The following is a 14,717-nucleotide window of genomic DNA, read 5'->3' on the forward strand; positions in this document are numbered from 1 at the left end:
TCACGCCCCCGCCGAGGCCGACGCCGTGTCGGCCGCGGCCTGCAGCAGCAGGGCGGTCGACTCGGCGCCCGGATCGCGGTGTCCGGCGGAGCGCTCGCCGAGGTAGCTCGCACGGCCCTTTCGGGCGACGAGCGGCTCGGTGGCGATGGCGCCCTCGCGCGCGGCGGCGGCCGCCGCAGCGAGGACCGCCGCGGCATCCGCACCGCTCGCCGCGGCCGCATCTGCGGCGTCCACGGCGGGTGTCCAGGCGTCGACCATCGTCTTGTCGCCCGACTCCGCCTTGCCGCGCATCACGATGCCGTCGCGCGCCGCCGTCAGCACGGCGGCGATGGCCGGACCGTCGAGCGACGTCTCGGACCCCGCGGCCACGGCGCCCTTGAGGTAGGCGGTGCCGTACAGCGGACCCGCCGCGCCGCCCACCGTCGAGATGAGCGTGGTCGCCACGAGCTTCAGGACATCGCCCGGGGTGGACCCGGCCGGCAGGTCGTCGAGTTTCGGGAGCACGGCCTGGAAGCCGCGATCCATGTTCTCGCCGTGATCGCCGTCCCCGATCTCGCGGTCGAGCGTGATGAGCTCGACGCGGTGCTCGGAGATCACGTCAGCGCTTCGCCTGACCCAGTCCACCGCCCAGGTGATGTCCAGACCCACGGATGCCTCCTTCTATCGTCCCCACCGGAGCGCAGCCGTCTGCACGGGCGCATCCCACAGTTCGATCATCTCGTCATCGAGCTTCAGGAGCGTGATCGACATCCCCTGCATCTCGAGCGACGTGATGTAGTTGCCGACGAGCGACCGGGCGATCGTGATGCCGCGCTCGGCGAGCACCTCCGCCGCACGGCGGTACGCGAGGTACAGCTCGATGAGCGGCGTGCCGCCCATGCCATTGACGAACAGCAGGACGCGGTCGCCGCCGGAGTACGGCAGGTCCTCGAGCACGGGCTCGAGGAGGCGATCGACGAGGCGGTCGGCCGGTTCGAGCTTGATGCGCTCGCGACCCGGCTCGCCGTGGATGCCGATGCCGATCTCGATCTCGTCCTCGGCGAGCGTGAAGCTCGGCTCGCCGGCGTGCGGCACGATGCAGGGCGTGAGCGCGAGACCCATCGACCGCGCGTTGGCGTTGACGCGTTCGGCGAGGTCGGCGACCTCGTCGAGCGAGTCGCCGCGCTCGGCGGCCGCGCCCGCGATCTTCTCCACCAGCACGGTGCCGGCCACCCCGCGGCGGCCCGCCGTGTAGAGGCTGTCCTTCACGGCCACGTCGTCGTTCGTGACGACCGCCCGCACGGTGATCCCGTCGGCGGCCGCCAGGTCGGCTGCGGTCTCGAAGTTGAGCACGTCGCCCGTGTAGTTCTTCACGATGTGCAGCACGCCCGCACCGCCGTCGACCGCCTTGGTGGCGGCGAGGATCGGGTCGGGGGTGGGCGAGGTGAAGACCGCACCGGGCACCGCGGCATCCAGCATGCCGAAGCCCACGTAGCCGGCGTGCAGCGGCTCGTGTCCGCTGCCGCCGCCGCTGACGATGCCGACCTTGCCGGCGATCGGGGCGTCCGCCCGCACGACATGGATCGGATCCATCTCGACGCGGACGATGTCGGCGTGGGCCAGGCCGAATCCGGCGACCGATTCGTCGACGACGCGCTTCGGATCGTTGATGATCTTCTTCACGGGCATCCCTTCACCATGGCTGCCGGACACCGCGCGACCATGCATCGGCGCCGTCGCAGCACTCCCCCATGAACCTACGCCCGAAGCGGCGCGCGAGGTAAGGGCATCGGGCAAATCGGAGGGGACTCTCCCCGAAATCCGAATCGCCCATTCCCCGCACCGAACGGCCTGAGTATGGTGGGCAGTGTTCCGCCCCTGGGCGAAGCCCTGCGGGCCAAGCGAAAAGGATGGATGGTCGACGTGGACAATCTCGGAATATTGTTCCTCTCGGAACTCGTGGGGACCGCGATGCTGGTACTCCTCGGTTGCGGTGTCGTCGCCAACGTCGCCCTTGCGAAGACGAAGGGCTTCAACGGCGGATTCCTCATGGTGACCTTCGGCTGGGGCTTCGCGGTCTTCGCCGGTGTCATCGTCGCCTATGCATCGGGCGCGCACATCAATCCCGCCGTCACGCTGGGCCTCGTCGCGAACGGTGCCACCGAGTTCGGCAACGCCGGCCTCGGCCTCACCGTGCCGGTCAACTTCGTCTCCGTGATCGCGTACATCGGCGCGCAGCTGCTGGGCGCGATCCTCGGCGCGATCATCGTCTGGCTCGCCTACAAGCAGCACTTCGACGAGGAGCCCGACCCGGCGCCGAAGCTCGGCACCTTCTCGACCGGCCCCGGCATCCGCAACTACGCCTGGAACCTCATCACCGAGATCATCGGCACCTTCGTGCTGGTGTTCGTGGTCATCGGCTTCGGGCGTCAGGGCGACGCCTCCGGCCTCGCCTCCCTCGGCGCGCTGCCCGTCGCCCTCCTCGTGGTCGGCATCGGCGTGTCGCTCGGTGGTCCCACCGGCTATGCGATCAACCCGGCCCGTGACCTCGGTCCGCGCATCGCACATGCCTTCCTCCCCATCAAGGGCAAGGGCGGCAGCGACTGGTCCTACTCGTGGGTCCCGGTCGTCGGTCCGATCATCGGCGGCGTCCTCGCCGGATGGGCCGCGCTCCTGCTCCTCCCGGTCATCACCTGACCATCCCGCGGGACCGGCCCTGAAGGGTCGGTCCCGCTTCCGTTTCCCCCGGCACGCGCCGACGCGCGTGCACCCCCGCCGACGCGGACGCCGGTGGGACATCCGCAACATTGAGAGGAAGTCATGGCTGACTACGTCCTGGCCATCGACCAGGGAACAACGAGCACACGCGCGATCGTCTTCGACAAGAAGGGCTCGATCGTGTCGACGGGGCAGCTCGAGCACGAGCAGATCTTCCCGAGGCCGGGCTGGGTCGAGCACGACCCCATGGAGATCTGGCGCAACACCGGCGAGGTGATCGGCCAGGCCCTCGGCAAGAAGCAGCTCACCCGACACGACATCGCCGCGATCGGCATCACGAACCAGCGCGAGACCGCGGTGGTGTGGGACAAGAACACGGGCCAGCCCGTCTACAACGCCATCGTCTGGCAGGACACCCGAACGCAGCCCATCGTCGACCGCCTCGCGGCCGACGGCGGCGTCGAACGGTTCAAGGAACAGGTCGGCCTCCCGCTGGCGACCTACTTCTCGGGCACGAAGATCGTCTGGATCCTCGAGAACGTCGAGGGCGCTCGCGCGAAGGCCGAGGCCGGTGACCTGCTCTTCGGCAACACCGACACGTGGGTGATCTGGAACCTGACGGGCGGCGTCGACGGCGGCGTGCACGCCACGGATGTCACCAACGCGAGCCGCACGATGTTCATGGACCTCGAGACCCTGCAGTGGGACGACGACATCCTGGCCGCGTTCGGCGTGCCGAAGTCGATGCTCCCCGAGATCAAGCCCTCGTCGGGCGTCTTCGGCATGGCCCACGGGTCGAGCCTGCTCCGCGAGGTGCCGATCGCCGGCGACCTCGGCGACCAGCAGGCCGCGACCTTCGGCCAGGCGGCCTTCGATCCCGGCGAGTCCAAGAACACCTACGGCACGGGCAACTTCCTGATCTTCAACACGGGCACGGAGATCGTGCACTCGAAGAACGGGCTGCTCACGACCCTCGGGTACAAGATCGGCGACGAGCCCGCGCACTACGCACTGGAGGGGTCGATCGCCGTGACGGGCTCGCTCATCCAGTGGCTGCGCGACAACCTCGGACTCATCTCGTCGGCCCCCGAGGTCGAGGAGCTCGCGAAGTCCGTGGACGACAACGGCGGCGCGTACTTCGTGCCGGCGTTCTCGGGCCTGTTCGCGCCGTACTGGCGGTCGGATGCACGCGGCGCGCTCGTGGGTCTCACCCGCTACGTGAACAAGGGACACATCGCGCGGGCGGCCCTCGAGGCGACGGCGTTCCAGACCCGCGAGGTGCTCGACGCGGTCAACGCCGACTCCGGCGTGGACCTGACCGAGCTGAAGGTCGACGGCGGCATGATCGCGAACAACACCCTGATGCAGTTCCAGGCCGACATCCTCGGCGTACCGGTGGTTCGCCCTGTGGTCGCGGAGACCACCGCGCTCGGCGCCGCATATGCGGCTGGACTCGCGGTCGGCTTCTGGTCGGGCCTCGACGACCTCCGCGCGAACTGGCAGGAGGACTCCCGGTGGGAGCCCAAGATGGAGGACGCGGAGCGCGACCGCCAGCTGCGCCTCTGGAAGAAGGCCGTCAGCAAGACCTTCGACTGGGTCGACGAGGACGTCTCGCACGAGTGATCCGAACGGCGAACGGCCCCGCGGCATCCGCGGGGCCGTTCGTGTGCGCGGGAGCGGATCAGGCCTTCGTGGCGGCGATCCACTCCTCGAGCTTGCGGGCGGCCGCGCCGCTGTCGATGGCCTCCTCGGCGACCGCCATCTTGTCGCGGAACCGGTCGAGGATGGCGCGCTGGAACTGGCTCGGGTCCTTCGCGAGCTCGAACGACACCAGGCCGGCGGCCGCGTTGAGCACCACGATGTCACGCACCGGGCCGCGATCGCCGGCGAGGACGCGGTGGACGATCTCGGCGTTGTGGGCGGCGTCGCCGCCGACCAGGTCGTCGATCCTCGCTCGCGGGATGCCGAGCTCGCGCGGGTCGAGGTCGTGCTCCTTGACGGTGCCGCGGGACACCTCCCAGACGTGGCTGTGACCGGTCGTCGTGAGCTCGTCGAGCCCGTCGTCGCCGCGGAACACCAGCGCCGTCGCGCCGCGCGTCTGGAACACGCCGACGATGAGGGGCACGCGGTCGAGGTGGGCGACGCCGACCGCCGACGCCTCGGGTCGGGCCGGGTTGCAGAGGGGTCCGAGGAAGTTGAAGACCGTCGGCACGCCGAGCTGCGAGCGGACGGGCCCCGCGTGCTTGAAGCCGGGGTGGAACGCACCGGCGAACGCGAACGTGATGCCCGCCTCGTCGAGCACCTGCGCCACGCGGTCGGCGGGCAGGCCGAGGTCGAGCCCCAGCGCGGCCAGCACGTCGGACGACCCCGACGACGAGCTCGCCGCCCGGTTGCCGTGCTTGATGACGGGCACGCCGGATGCCGCGGCGATCACCGAGGCCATGGTCGACACGTTCACCGTGCCGAAGCGGTCGCCCCCGGTGCCCACGATGTCGAGCGCCATCGGGTCGACGTCCAGCGGCACCGCGTGCTCGAGGACCGCGTCGCGGAAGCCCACGATCTCGTCGACGGTCTCCCCCTTCACCCGCAGCGCGATGAGGAATCCGGCCAGCTGCGCGTCGGTCGCGGTGCCCGTCATGACCTGCTCCATGCACCACGCAGCATCCGAGACGCTGAGGTCCTCACCGTCCAGGAGCGTGGAGATGACGGCGGGCCAATTCTGTCGCTCGGGCATGCACCGATCCTAGCGACGGGGATTCAGGGCGGATTCGCGGCGGACACACACCGCAACTGAGGGTCGCCTAACCCGAAAGCACCGACACGACTCCCCCGGATGACGAAAACTCAGCCCCGATTTCAGCCATAATGGGGAGCGTGACGAGCACCTCAATCACTTATCAGGCGAGCGCGCCCGTGATCAAGCGACCGAACACCGTTGCGGTGGGCACGATCGTCTGGCTCGGCAGCGAGGTCATGTTCTTCGCGGGCCTCTTCGCGATCTACTTCACGCTGCGGTCGACGTCGCCCGAGCTGTGGGAGTTCGAGGCGAATCGACTGAACTTCCCGTTCTCGCTGACGAACACCATCATCCTCGTGCTCTCGTCGTTCACCTGCCAGTTCGGCGTGTTCGCGGCCGAGCGGCTGCAGCCCTACGCCACCGGGTGGAAGCCGTCGCAGTGGGGCATGGTCGAGTGGTTCTTCCTCACCTACGCCATGGGTGCGATCTTCGTCGCGGGCCAGATCTGGGAGTACGCCACGCTCGTCTCCGAGGGCATCGCCCTCGACTCCAACGCGTACGGCTCGGCCTTCTACCTCACGACGGGCTTCCACGGCCTCCACGTCACGGGCGGCCTCATCGCGTTCCTGCTCGTCATCGGCCGCGTGTTCGCGGTGAAGAACTTCGGCCACCGCGAGGCGACCAGCGCCATCGTCGTCTCGTACTACTGGCACTTCGTCGACGTCGTCTGGATCGGCCTGTTCCTCGTCATCTACGTCCTCAAATAGTCGCCAGCTGGAGCGCCCGAACCGCATGACCGCCAACAGGAAGAAACTGATGAACCGCTCGAAGCGACGCACCGGCCGCCGGCACCCGCTCGCCACCGTCGCGCTCCTCGCGCTCGGCCTCGTCTTCACGGGCGGCGCGTACGCCGCCCTGAGCACCGGCACCGCGGCGCAGGCCGAGAGCGAGCCCACGTCGCAGGAGACCATCGAGCAGGGCAAGAAGCTCTTCCAGGCGAACTGCGCCACGTGCCACGGCCTCGAGGCCCAGGGCACCGGCACGGGTCCGAGCCTCATCGGCGTCGGCGCTGCGGCGGTCGACTTCCAGGTCGGCACGGGCCGCATGCCCATGCAGATGCAGGGTCCGCAGGCGCAGCAGAAGCCGCCGCAGTTCACCGACGAGCAGGTCAAGCAGCTGGCGTACTACGTCGCCTCCCTCGGCCCCGGCCCCGACATCCCCGCCGACCACCTCGTCAACGGCGGCGGCGACGCCGCGAACGGCGCCGAGCTGTTCCGCATCAACTGCGCCATGTGCCACAACGTGGCCGGCGCCGGCGGCGCGCTCACCGAGGGCAAGTTCGCTCCCCCGCTCACCGACGTGTCGGGCGTGCACATCTACGAGGCCATGGTCACGGGGCCGCAGAACATGCCGGTGTTCAACGACCTGAACATCTCGCCTGAAGACAAGCGCGACATCATCACGTACCTCAAGTACGTCCAGGACAACCGCTCGCCCGGCGGTTTCGAGCTCGGCTCGCTCGGGCCGGTTGCAGAGGGCCTGTTCATCTGGATCTTCGGTCTCGGCGCCATCGTCGCGATCACCGTGTGGATCACGGCGAAGTCCAACTAGCACACGCCCCCGGCACCGAAGCAGCTAAGAAGGAGAACCATGGCACAGGACGACCACAGCGGCACTGACGTCGCCGCCGTCGACTCGTCGCACGCCGAGCACGACCTCGCCGTCTCGCCGGGCACCGCGATCATCGCGACCGACACGTTCGAGAACCCCGGCTTCCCGGCGCACCGCCCCCGCGTCGTCGACGAGGAGCCGAAGCGCGCCAAGCGCGCCCAGCGCACCGTCTACACGCTCTTCTACCTCTCGATCCTCGGCAGCGTCTGGGCGATCGCCGCGTACATGCTGTTCCCGATCGAGTCCAACGACGTCGGCATGGTCCGGCTGAACAACATGTTCGTCGGGCTCGGAGCGACGCTCGCACTGCTCGGCATCGGCTTCGGCGTCGTGCACTGGGGCAAGTCGGTCATGTCCGAGGTGGAGCTCGCCGACGAGCGCCACCCGATCGGCGGCTCCCCCGAGACGCAGGCCGCCGCCGCGAAGGTGTTCTCCGATTCCGACCAGGAGTCGGGCTTCTCCCGCCGGGCGGTCATCCGCAACAGCCTCATCGGCGCGCTCCTCGTGTTCCCGCTGCCCGCCGTCGTGCTGTTCCGTGGATTCGCCCCGCAGGACCAGCTGCCCGTCGAGCTGCTCAGCCACACCATGTGGGCCAAGGGCACGCGCCTCACGCTCGACCCGTCGGGCGTGCCCATCAAGGCTGCCGACGTCACCATCGGCAGCGCGTTCCACGTCATCCCCGAGGGCCTCGCCGAGCTCGAGCACGGCCGGCTCGAGGAGAAGGCCAAGGCCGCCGTCCTCCTCATGCGCCTCGAGCCCAGCGAGCTCAACCAGGCGCCCGACCGCGAGTCGTGGTCGTACGACGGCATCGTCGCCTACTCGAAGATCTGCACCCACGTCGGATGCCCCGTGGCCCTCTACGAGCAGCACACCCACCACCTGCTCTGCCCCTGCCACCAGTCGCAGTTCGACGTGGCGAACCACTGCGAGGTCATCTTCGGCCCGGCCAAGCGCCCGCTGCCGCAGCTGCCCATCGCCGTCGACGACGAGGGCTACCTCGTGGCGCAGAGCGACTTCACCGAACCCGTCGGCCCGAGCTTCTGGGAGCGCAGTTGAGCACCGTCACTTCCCCCAACGGCACGCAGAAGCGGTCGTTCACGGCCGCCGCATCCGTCTACGTCAACGAGCGCACGAGCCTCGCAGGCTTCGTCAAGGAGCTCGGCCGCAAGGCCTTCCCCGACCACTGGTCGTTCCTGCTCGGCGAGATCGCGCTGTTCAGCTTCGTCGTCGTGCTCATCTCGGGCACGTTCCTGACGTTCTTCTTCCAGGCCTCGATGGCCGAGGTCCACTACGACGGCTCGTACGTGCCCCTCAAGGGCGTCGAGATGTCGGTGGCCATGGCCTCGACGCTCGACATCTCGTTCGACATCCGCGGCGGCCTGTTCGTGCGTCAGATGCACCACTGGGCCGCGCTGCTCTTCGTGGCGGCCATCGGCCTGCACATGCTCCGCATCTTCTTCACGGGTGCGTTCCGCAAGCCGCGCGAGTTCAACTGGATCATCGGCTTCACCCTCTTCATCCTCGCGATGGGTGAGGGCTTCACCGGCTACTCGCTCCCCGACGACCTCCTCTCGGGCAACGGCCTCCGCATCATCGACGGCCTGATCAAGGGCATCCCGATCATCGGCACCTGGACCTCGTTCCTGCTCTTCGGAGGCGAGTTCCCGGGCAGCGCGATCGTCGGCCGCCTGTACACGCTGCACATCCTGCTGCTGCCGGCGCTCGTCGTCGCGCTCATCGCGATCCACCTCGTGCTGGTGGTCGTGCACAAGCACACGCAGTACGCCGGACCCGGAAAGACCGAGCGCAACGCGGTCGGTCCGCCCATCCTGCCGATCTACGCGGCCAAGGCCGGCGGCTTCATGTTCATCATCTGGGGCGTGATCGCGCTCATCGCCTCGATGTTCACGATCAACCCGATCTGGAACTACGGACCCTACGACCCGTCCCCCGTGTCGGCGGGCACGCAGCCCGACTGGTACATCGGCTTCGCCGACGGGGCGCTGCGCCTGATCCCGCCGGGCTGGGAGTTCGTGTGGCTCGACCGCACCTGGTCGTTCAACATCCTCGTCCCGCTGATCGCGATCGGCATCTTCATCCTGCTCGTCGTCGCGTACCCGTTCATCGAGGCGTGGATCACCGGCGACAAGCGCGAGCACCACATCGCCGACCGTCCGCGCAACGCGCCCACCCGCACCGCGATCGGTGCCGCCGGCGTCACGTTCTACGCGAGCCTCTGGGCCGCGGCGAGCTCCGACATCCTGGCGACGCACTTCTCGCTGACCATGGAGGGCGTCATCCACGCGCTCCAGTTCACGACGATCGTCGGCCCGTTCATCGCCTACTTCATCGCGAAGCGCGTCTGCATCGCCCTGCAGAAGAAGGACCGCGAGATCGTGCTGCACGGCTACGAGTCGGGCCGCATCGTCAAGCTGCCCGGTGGCGAGTTCATCGAGGTCCACCAGCCGCTCGACGAGTACGACCGCTGGCGCCTCGTGAGCTTCACGACGTACGAGCCGCTGATGATCCGACCGAACTCGCGCGGCAAGATCAGCGTCGGCCAGCGCATGCGGGCCGGCCTGTCGCGCTGGTTCTTCGAGGACCGCATCGCGCCGGTCACGAAGGGCGAGCTCGAGGCGGCGCACCACTCGTCGCACCACTGAGCCGACCGCTCTCCCGTTCGGGCACCGGTTCCATGTCGATCGACACGACATGGCTCCGGTGCCCGAACTGTCTCCTCGACCTCGACGCGGTCGATGAGCGCACGCTCGGATGCCCGACCGGACACCGCTTCGACGTCTCGAAGCACGGCATCATCACGCTCCTCCCGCCGAAGGCACCGAAGACGATCGGCGACGACCGGTCGATGCTCGACGCACGGGCGGCGCTCCTCGACAGCGGGGCGTATGCACCGATCGCGACCGCGATCGCCGACGCCGTGTGCGCTGCCGGTATCGACGGCGGCTCGGATGCCGTGCGCATCGCCGACCTCGGCTGCGGCACCGGGTACTACTCGGCTTTCCTCGCTGATGCACTCCCCACGGCCGAGTTCCTGCTCGCCGACCGCTCAGTCGATGCGGTGCGGATGAGCCGACGCGCCGTTGCCCGGTCCACGGGCGTCGTGCTCGACACGTGGCGGCCGCTGCCCCTGCGCGACGCCGTCGCCGACGTCGTCCTCGACGTCTTCGCGCCGCGCAATCCTCCCGAGTTCGCGCGGATCCTCCGGCCCGGTGGGGTGATCGTCGTCGTGGTGCCGACTGCCGACCACCTGCACGAGCTGCGCGCAGAGGGCGCGATGCTCGACGTGCCCCCCGAGAAGGCCGAGCTGGTGGCCGACCGCTTCCGAGCGGACGGGCTCGCGCGTCGGGCACGCACGGAGGTGTCGTACGCACTCGAGGCGTCGGCCGCGACACAGGCGCTGCTCGGCGACATGGGCCCTGCCGCGCATCACCCCGACCGCCGACCGGCGTCACCGGATCACGACCGCACGATCACGGTCTCCGTCGACGTGCTGGTGTTCGAGCACGCCGCCGACGCCCGCTGAAGACCCCCCGGCGCCGTCGCGCGTCGTCGGCGTCATACTGGGTGCATGTCGGGATGCTGCGGGCCCGAGCAGGACGGCCGCTACTCGGAGATCTTCGACGAGCGGTTCGCCAGCAGCATCGCCCGCCGGTACCTTCGACGCGGACTGACCGCGCCCGAGCGACGCATCGTCGACGCCCTGTCGGGGCTCGGCCTCGCGGGCAGGAGCGTGCTCGAGGTCGGCGGCGGCGTCGGCGAGCTCCAGCTCGAGCTGCTCTCGCGCGGCGCGGCCGAGACCGTGAACCTCGAGCTGTCCGACGCGTACGAGGAGCAGGCGGACGAGCTCATGCGGGCGAGTGGCGTCGACGGCCACGTCACCCGGATCGTCGGCGTGGACCTCGCCGCGGCATCCGGCGCCGACGTGGCACGAGCGGACTACGTGCTGCTGCACCGCGTGATCTGCTGCTATCCCGACTTCGCGGGCCTCCTCGGCGCCGCCGCCGACCATGCGAGGACGGCGGTGGTGTTCAGCCATCCGGCGCGGAACCTCTTCACCCGGGCCGCCGTCGCGATGAGCAACGCCTGGATGGCGCTCGCCGGTCGCCGGTACCGGGGCTACGTCCACTCCCCCGAGGCCATGCTGGCCGTGCTCAGCGCCCACGGCCTCTCGCTGACCAGCTACGAGCGCTCGAAGCGCTGGCACATCGCCGTGGCAGTGCGCGAGCCGGCCGCGGTCCGTGCGCCCGCAGGCGGGCGCCCGTGACCTGCTCGGCCGCCGACGAGGCCACAGCGGCGCGCGGAATGACGAAGGGCCCGGCACCATGCGGTGCCGGGCCCTTCGAACGGGATCGCTCAGCGGGCGAAGTTGCCGCGGTAGTACTCGTACACCCAGCCGACGAGCGCGATGATGACGAGCGGGACCGCGATGAACGTGATCCAGAACCCGATCGCGAGCCCGAGGAAGCCGAGCGCGGCGCCCGACGCGAGGATGATCGGCCACCAGCTCCACGGACTGAAGAAGCCGAGCTCGGCGTCGCCGTCGTCGATGTTGGCGTCGATGCGGTCCTCGGGAAGCTCGGCGCCCTGCGCCTTGTGCACCCGACCGAGGTAGAAGGCGATGAACGCCGACAGGACGGTCGTGAGCGACAGCGCGACGGTGCCGGCCCACTCCGGGCCGGGGTGCTGCTCAACACCGCTCAGCGCGCTCCAGAAGCCGTAGAGAATCGCCGAGAATCCGAAGAAGCCCGCGAGGATCCAGAACATGTTCACATTGGCGCGCATCTACTTGACTTCCTTCGTCGCGGCGTCGAACACCGGAGCCTGCGGGGCGTCCTTCGCGGGACCGATGCCCACCGGGATGCCGGCCTCGGGGTGGTTGAGGTCGAACGCCGGCGCCTCGGAGCGGATGCGCGGGATGGACGTGAAGTTGTGGCGCGGCGGCGGGCAGCTGGTCGCCCACTCGAGCGAGCGGCCGTAGCCCCACGGGTCGTTCACGGTCACCTTCGGCGCACGACGCGCGGTGATGTAGACGTTCAGGAAGAACGGGATGAGCGAGACCGCCAGGATGCCGGCCCCGATGGTCGACAGCTGGTTCATCCAGGTGATGTTGTCCTCGGGCAGGTACGAGTAGTACCGGCGCGGCATCGCGACCACGCCCAGCCAGTGCTGGATGAGGAAGGTCGTGTGGAAGCCGATGAACAGGAGCCAGAAGTGCCACTTGCCGAGGGTCTCGTTCAGCATCTTGCCGGTCCACTTGGGCCACCAGAAGTAGAAACCCGCGAACATCGCGAACACGACCGTGCCGAAGACGACGTAGTGGAAGTGCGCGACGACGAAGTACGTGTCGGAGACGTGGAAGTCGAGCGGCGGCGACGCCAGGATCACGCCGGTGAGACCACCGAACACGAACGTGATGAGGAAGCCGAGCGACCAGATCAATGGCGTCTCGAACGTGATGGATCCGCGCCACATCGTGCCGATCCAGTTGAAGATCTTCACGCCCGTCGGAACCGCGATGAGCATCGTCATCAGGGCGAAGAACGGCAGCAGCACCGAGCCGGTGACGTACATGTGGTGCGCCCACACGGTGACCGAGAGGGCTGCGATCGCGATGGTGGCGTAGATCAGCGTCTTGTACCCGAAGATCGGCTTGCGGCTGAACACCGGGAAGATCTCGGACACGATGCCGAAGAACGGCAGCGCGATGATGTACACCTCTGGATGGCCGAAGAACCAGAACAGGTGCTGCCAGAGGATGACGCCGCCGTTGGCGGGATCGTAGATGTGGGCGCCGAAGATGCGGTCGGCACCGGCGGCGAGGATCGCGGCCGCGAGAACCGGGAACGCCATCAGGACGAGGATCGACGTGACGAGCGTGTTCCAGGTGAAGATCGGCATGCGGAACATGGTCATGCCGGGCGCGCGCATCGTGATGATCGTCGTGATGAAGTTCACCGCGCCGAGGATCGTGCCGAAGCCCGAGAGGCCGAGTCCCAGCATCCAGAGGTTGCCGCCGATGCCCGGCGAGAACGTGGTCGACGCAAGGGGCTGGTAGGCGAACCATCCGAACGACGCCGCACCCTGCGGGGTGAAGAAGCCGGCGACGGCCATGAGCGACCCGAAGTTGAAGAACCAGTACGCGAGCGCATTCAGTCGCGGGAACGCGACGTCGGGTGCGCCGATCTGCAGCGGCATGAGCACGTTCGCGAAGCCCGCGAACAGCGGCGTCGCGAACATCAGCAGCATGATCGTGCCGTGCATCGTGAACAGCTGGTTGTACTGCTCACGCGTCTGGACGATCTCGAGACCGGGCTCGAACAGCTGCGCGCGGATGATGAGGGCCATCACGCCGCCGATGCAGAAGTAGATGAACGAGGTGATCAGGTAGAGGTACCCGATGACCTTGTGGTCGGTGGAGGTGATCCACCGGACGAGGACGTTGCCCTTGCGCTCGACCCTGGGTGCGCCGAACGGCAGGCTGCTCGACTGCGGCCGAGCCGGTGCGGTCGTGGTGCTCATTCGGCTTCCTGCTCCTCTTTCAGTTCGGGCTTGCCCGCGCCGGGCTGGTTCTGGTTGCGGTCGTACTCGTTGGAGAGCTGGCCCTCCTGGCCGAGGTCGCGGAGCGACTGGATGTAGTCCTCGTACTCCGCCTCGGAGACGACCTGGACGTTGAAGAGCATCAGCGAGTGGTACTCGCCGCAGAGCTCGGCGCACTTGCCCTCGTAGGTGCCCTCACGCTCGGGGACGAACGACATGTAGTTGGTCTTGCCGGGGAACATGTCCTTCTTGTAGAGGAAGTCCACGACCCAGAACGAGTGGATCACGTCGCGCGACTCGAGCTCGATCTCGACGTTCTTGCCGACGGGCAGGTAGAGCGTGGGGAGCTCGGACTGGACGAGCGAGCCCGAGGGGCCCTCGTCGGAGAGCTGGCCCTGGATGCCGGGCGAGTAGACGTCTTCCTTGACGTAGTTGAAGTCCCAGGCCCACTGCTTGGCGATGACCTCGACCTTGACGTCGATCTCGTCCTCGGCGAAGCGGTGCTCGATGACCGCCTGGTCGCGAGCCGTGAAGGCGAAGAAGCCGAGCACGAGGATCAGCGGGACGATCGTGTAGAAGACCTCGATCGGCATGTTGTAGCGCAGCTGCACCGGGAGGCCGGTCTGGCCCTTGCGCCGGCGATACGCGATGACGGCCCAGATCGTGAGGCCCCAGGTGATCACGCCGACGACGAGCAGCACGATCCACGACGTCACCCACAGGCCGGAGACGAGCTCGGTGTGGTTGGTGACGGGAGGCTGGCCCTCCTCGAACCCCGGAAGGAATCCGTTCAGCTGTGCCTGCGTGCATCCGGCGAGGACGAGGCTGAGCGACGCTGCGATCGGGATTGCAGCCCATCGGAGACGGCGATTGTGGCGCACCGGTGACCTTTCGGGAGACTCGAAGGCGCTTCACAGCGAAGCGCGGTGATCGGTCCCTAGCCTACTCCGACTCGACCCCCGGGGTGTGCACCCCGGGGCGGTGTCGGGGGCCGATGCGCGGATTCCCGAAACCACCTGCGGAAACGCCGAAGGGAGGCCGCCCGGGCGGCCTC

The 14,717-nt window shown here is 68.4% G+C and carries 14 protein-coding genes; 8 read left to right on the forward strand and 6 right to left on the reverse strand.

What is annotated here, in order from left to right; translation table 11 throughout:
- Positions 1-648: a dihydroxyacetone kinase subunit DhaL gene (gene dhaL, locus ACWGO8_RS17945; RefSeq protein WP_452044319.1), complete on the reverse strand. Its 648-nt coding sequence runs from the start codon at positions 646-648 to the stop codon at positions 1-3.
- Positions 649-660: 12 nt separating this feature from the next.
- Complete coding sequence (dhaK, locus tag ACWGO8_RS17950) at positions 661-1,662, reverse strand: dihydroxyacetone kinase subunit DhaK (protein ID WP_452044585.1); 1,002 nt, start codon at positions 1,660-1,662, stop codon at positions 661-663.
- A 231-nt stretch (positions 1,663-1,893) separates the two neighbouring features.
- Here dhaK and ACWGO8_RS17955 point away from each other — a divergent pair, with 231 nt between their 5' ends.
- Together ACWGO8_RS17955 and glpK are read left to right on the forward strand one after the other, a co-directional pair.
- Complete coding sequence (locus ACWGO8_RS17955; protein ID WP_452044320.1) at positions 1,894-2,676, forward strand: MIP/aquaporin family protein; 783 nt, start codon at positions 1,894-1,896, stop codon at positions 2,674-2,676.
- Between the two features lie 123 nt (positions 2,677-2,799).
- Positions 2,800-4,320 (forward strand): glycerol kinase GlpK, encoded by a 1,521-nt coding sequence (glpK, locus tag ACWGO8_RS17960; RefSeq protein WP_452044321.1) that lies wholly within the window; start codon positions 2,800-2,802, stop codon positions 4,318-4,320.
- Between the two features lie 58 nt (positions 4,321-4,378).
- On the opposite strand, the gene trpD is transcribed toward glpK, so the two are convergent.
- A complete protein-coding gene (trpD, locus tag ACWGO8_RS17965) occupies positions 4,379-5,431 on the reverse strand; it encodes an anthranilate phosphoribosyltransferase (protein WP_452044322.1) in 1,053 nt (350 codons plus the stop codon).
- A gap of 131 nt (positions 5,432-5,562) precedes the next feature.
- Here trpD and ctaE point away from each other — a divergent pair, with 131 nt between their 5' ends.
- Genes ctaE through ACWGO8_RS17995 form a run of 6 tightly spaced genes read left to right on the forward strand, consistent with a single transcriptional unit; the run spans position 5,563 to position 11,390 of the window.
- Entirely contained in the window at positions 5,563-6,201 is a 639-nt protein-coding gene (ctaE, locus tag ACWGO8_RS17970) for an aa3-type cytochrome oxidase subunit III (protein ID WP_376954669.1), read from the forward strand.
- Positions 6,202-6,250: 49 nt separating this feature from the next.
- Complete coding sequence (gene qcrC, locus ACWGO8_RS17975; protein ID WP_376954668.1) at positions 6,251-7,045, forward strand: cytochrome bc1 complex diheme cytochrome c subunit; 795 nt, start codon at positions 6,251-6,253, stop codon at positions 7,043-7,045.
- A gap of 39 nt (positions 7,046-7,084) precedes the next feature.
- Complete coding sequence (qcrA, locus tag ACWGO8_RS17980) at positions 7,085-8,161, forward strand: cytochrome bc1 complex Rieske iron-sulfur subunit (RefSeq protein ID WP_376954667.1); 1,077 nt, start codon at positions 7,085-7,087, stop codon at positions 8,159-8,161.
- Positions 8,158-9,768, forward strand: a complete 1,611-nt coding sequence (gene qcrB / locus ACWGO8_RS17985) for a cytochrome bc1 complex cytochrome b subunit (RefSeq protein WP_452044323.1) — start codon at positions 8,158-8,160, stop codon at positions 9,766-9,768. The genes qcrA and qcrB overlap by 4 nt, the downstream gene beginning before the upstream one ends.
- Positions 9,769-9,800: 32 nt before the next feature.
- Positions 9,801-10,649 (forward strand): methyltransferase domain-containing protein, encoded by an 849-nt coding sequence (locus ACWGO8_RS17990; protein ID WP_452044324.1) that lies wholly within the window; start codon positions 9,801-9,803, stop codon positions 10,647-10,649.
- 45 nt (positions 10,650-10,694) lie between these two features.
- Positions 10,695-11,390 carry a methyltransferase domain-containing protein gene (locus ACWGO8_RS17995; RefSeq protein WP_452044325.1) on the forward strand — a complete coding sequence of 232 codons (696 nt, stop codon included), beginning with the start codon at positions 10,695-10,697 and terminating at the stop codon, positions 11,388-11,390.
- An 89-nt stretch (positions 11,391-11,479) separates the two neighbouring features.
- Here the strand turns inward: ACWGO8_RS17995 and ACWGO8_RS18000 are convergent, their stop codons facing one another.
- Genes ACWGO8_RS18000 through ctaC form a run of 3 tightly spaced genes read right to left on the reverse strand, consistent with a single transcriptional unit; the run spans position 11,480 to position 14,544 of the window.
- Positions 11,480-11,908 carry a cytochrome c oxidase subunit 4 gene (locus tag ACWGO8_RS18000; protein ID WP_452044326.1) on the reverse strand — a complete coding sequence of 143 codons (429 nt, stop codon included), beginning with the start codon at positions 11,906-11,908 and terminating at the stop codon, positions 11,480-11,482.
- Positions 11,909-13,645, reverse strand: a complete 1,737-nt coding sequence (gene ctaD / locus ACWGO8_RS18005; protein WP_452044327.1) for an aa3-type cytochrome oxidase subunit I — start codon at positions 13,643-13,645, stop codon at positions 11,909-11,911.
- Positions 13,642-14,544 (reverse strand): aa3-type cytochrome oxidase subunit II, encoded by a 903-nt coding sequence (gene ctaC, locus ACWGO8_RS18010; protein WP_452044328.1) that lies wholly within the window; start codon positions 14,542-14,544, stop codon positions 13,642-13,644. The genes ctaD and ctaC overlap by 4 nt, the downstream gene beginning before the upstream one ends.
- Positions 14,545-14,717 lie beyond the last annotated feature (173 nt).

The organism is Agromyces sp. NPDC055661, from assembly GCF_053618135.1.

What these genes read in the sequence shown, in the direction of transcription:
- qcrC (WP_376954668.1), top strand. Translation starts at nt 6,251, where the DNA reads ATGAACCGCTCGAAGCGACGCACCGGCCGCCGGCACCCGCTCGCCACC.
- ACWGO8_RS17955 (WP_452044320.1), top strand. Translation starts at nt 1,894, where the DNA reads ATGGTCGACGTGGACAATCTCGGAATATTGTTCCTCTCGGAACTCGTG.
- ACWGO8_RS17995 (WP_452044325.1), top strand. Translation starts at nt 10,695, where the DNA reads ATGTCGGGATGCTGCGGGCCCGAGCAGGACGGCCGCTACTCGGAGATC.
- ACWGO8_RS18000 (WP_452044326.1), bottom strand. Translation starts at nt 11,908, where the DNA reads ATGCGCGCCAATGTGAACATGTTCTGGATCCTCGCGGGCTTCTTCGGA.
- ctaD (WP_452044327.1), bottom strand. Translation starts at nt 13,645, where the DNA reads ATGAGCACCACGACCGCACCGGCTCGGCCGCAGTCGAGCAGCCTGCCG.
- ACWGO8_RS17990 (WP_452044324.1), top strand. Translation starts at nt 9,801, where the DNA reads ATGTCGATCGACACGACATGGCTCCGGTGCCCGAACTGTCTCCTCGAC.
- glpK (WP_452044321.1), top strand. Translation starts at nt 2,800, where the DNA reads ATGGCTGACTACGTCCTGGCCATCGACCAGGGAACAACGAGCACACGC.
- trpD (WP_452044322.1), bottom strand. Translation starts at nt 5,431, where the DNA reads ATGCCCGAGCGACAGAATTGGCCCGCCGTCATCTCCACGCTCCTGGAC.
- ctaE (WP_376954669.1), top strand. Translation starts at nt 5,563, where the DNA reads ATGGGGAGCGTGACGAGCACCTCAATCACTTATCAGGCGAGCGCGCCC.
- qcrA (WP_376954667.1), top strand. Translation starts at nt 7,085, where the DNA reads ATGGCACAGGACGACCACAGCGGCACTGACGTCGCCGCCGTCGACTCG.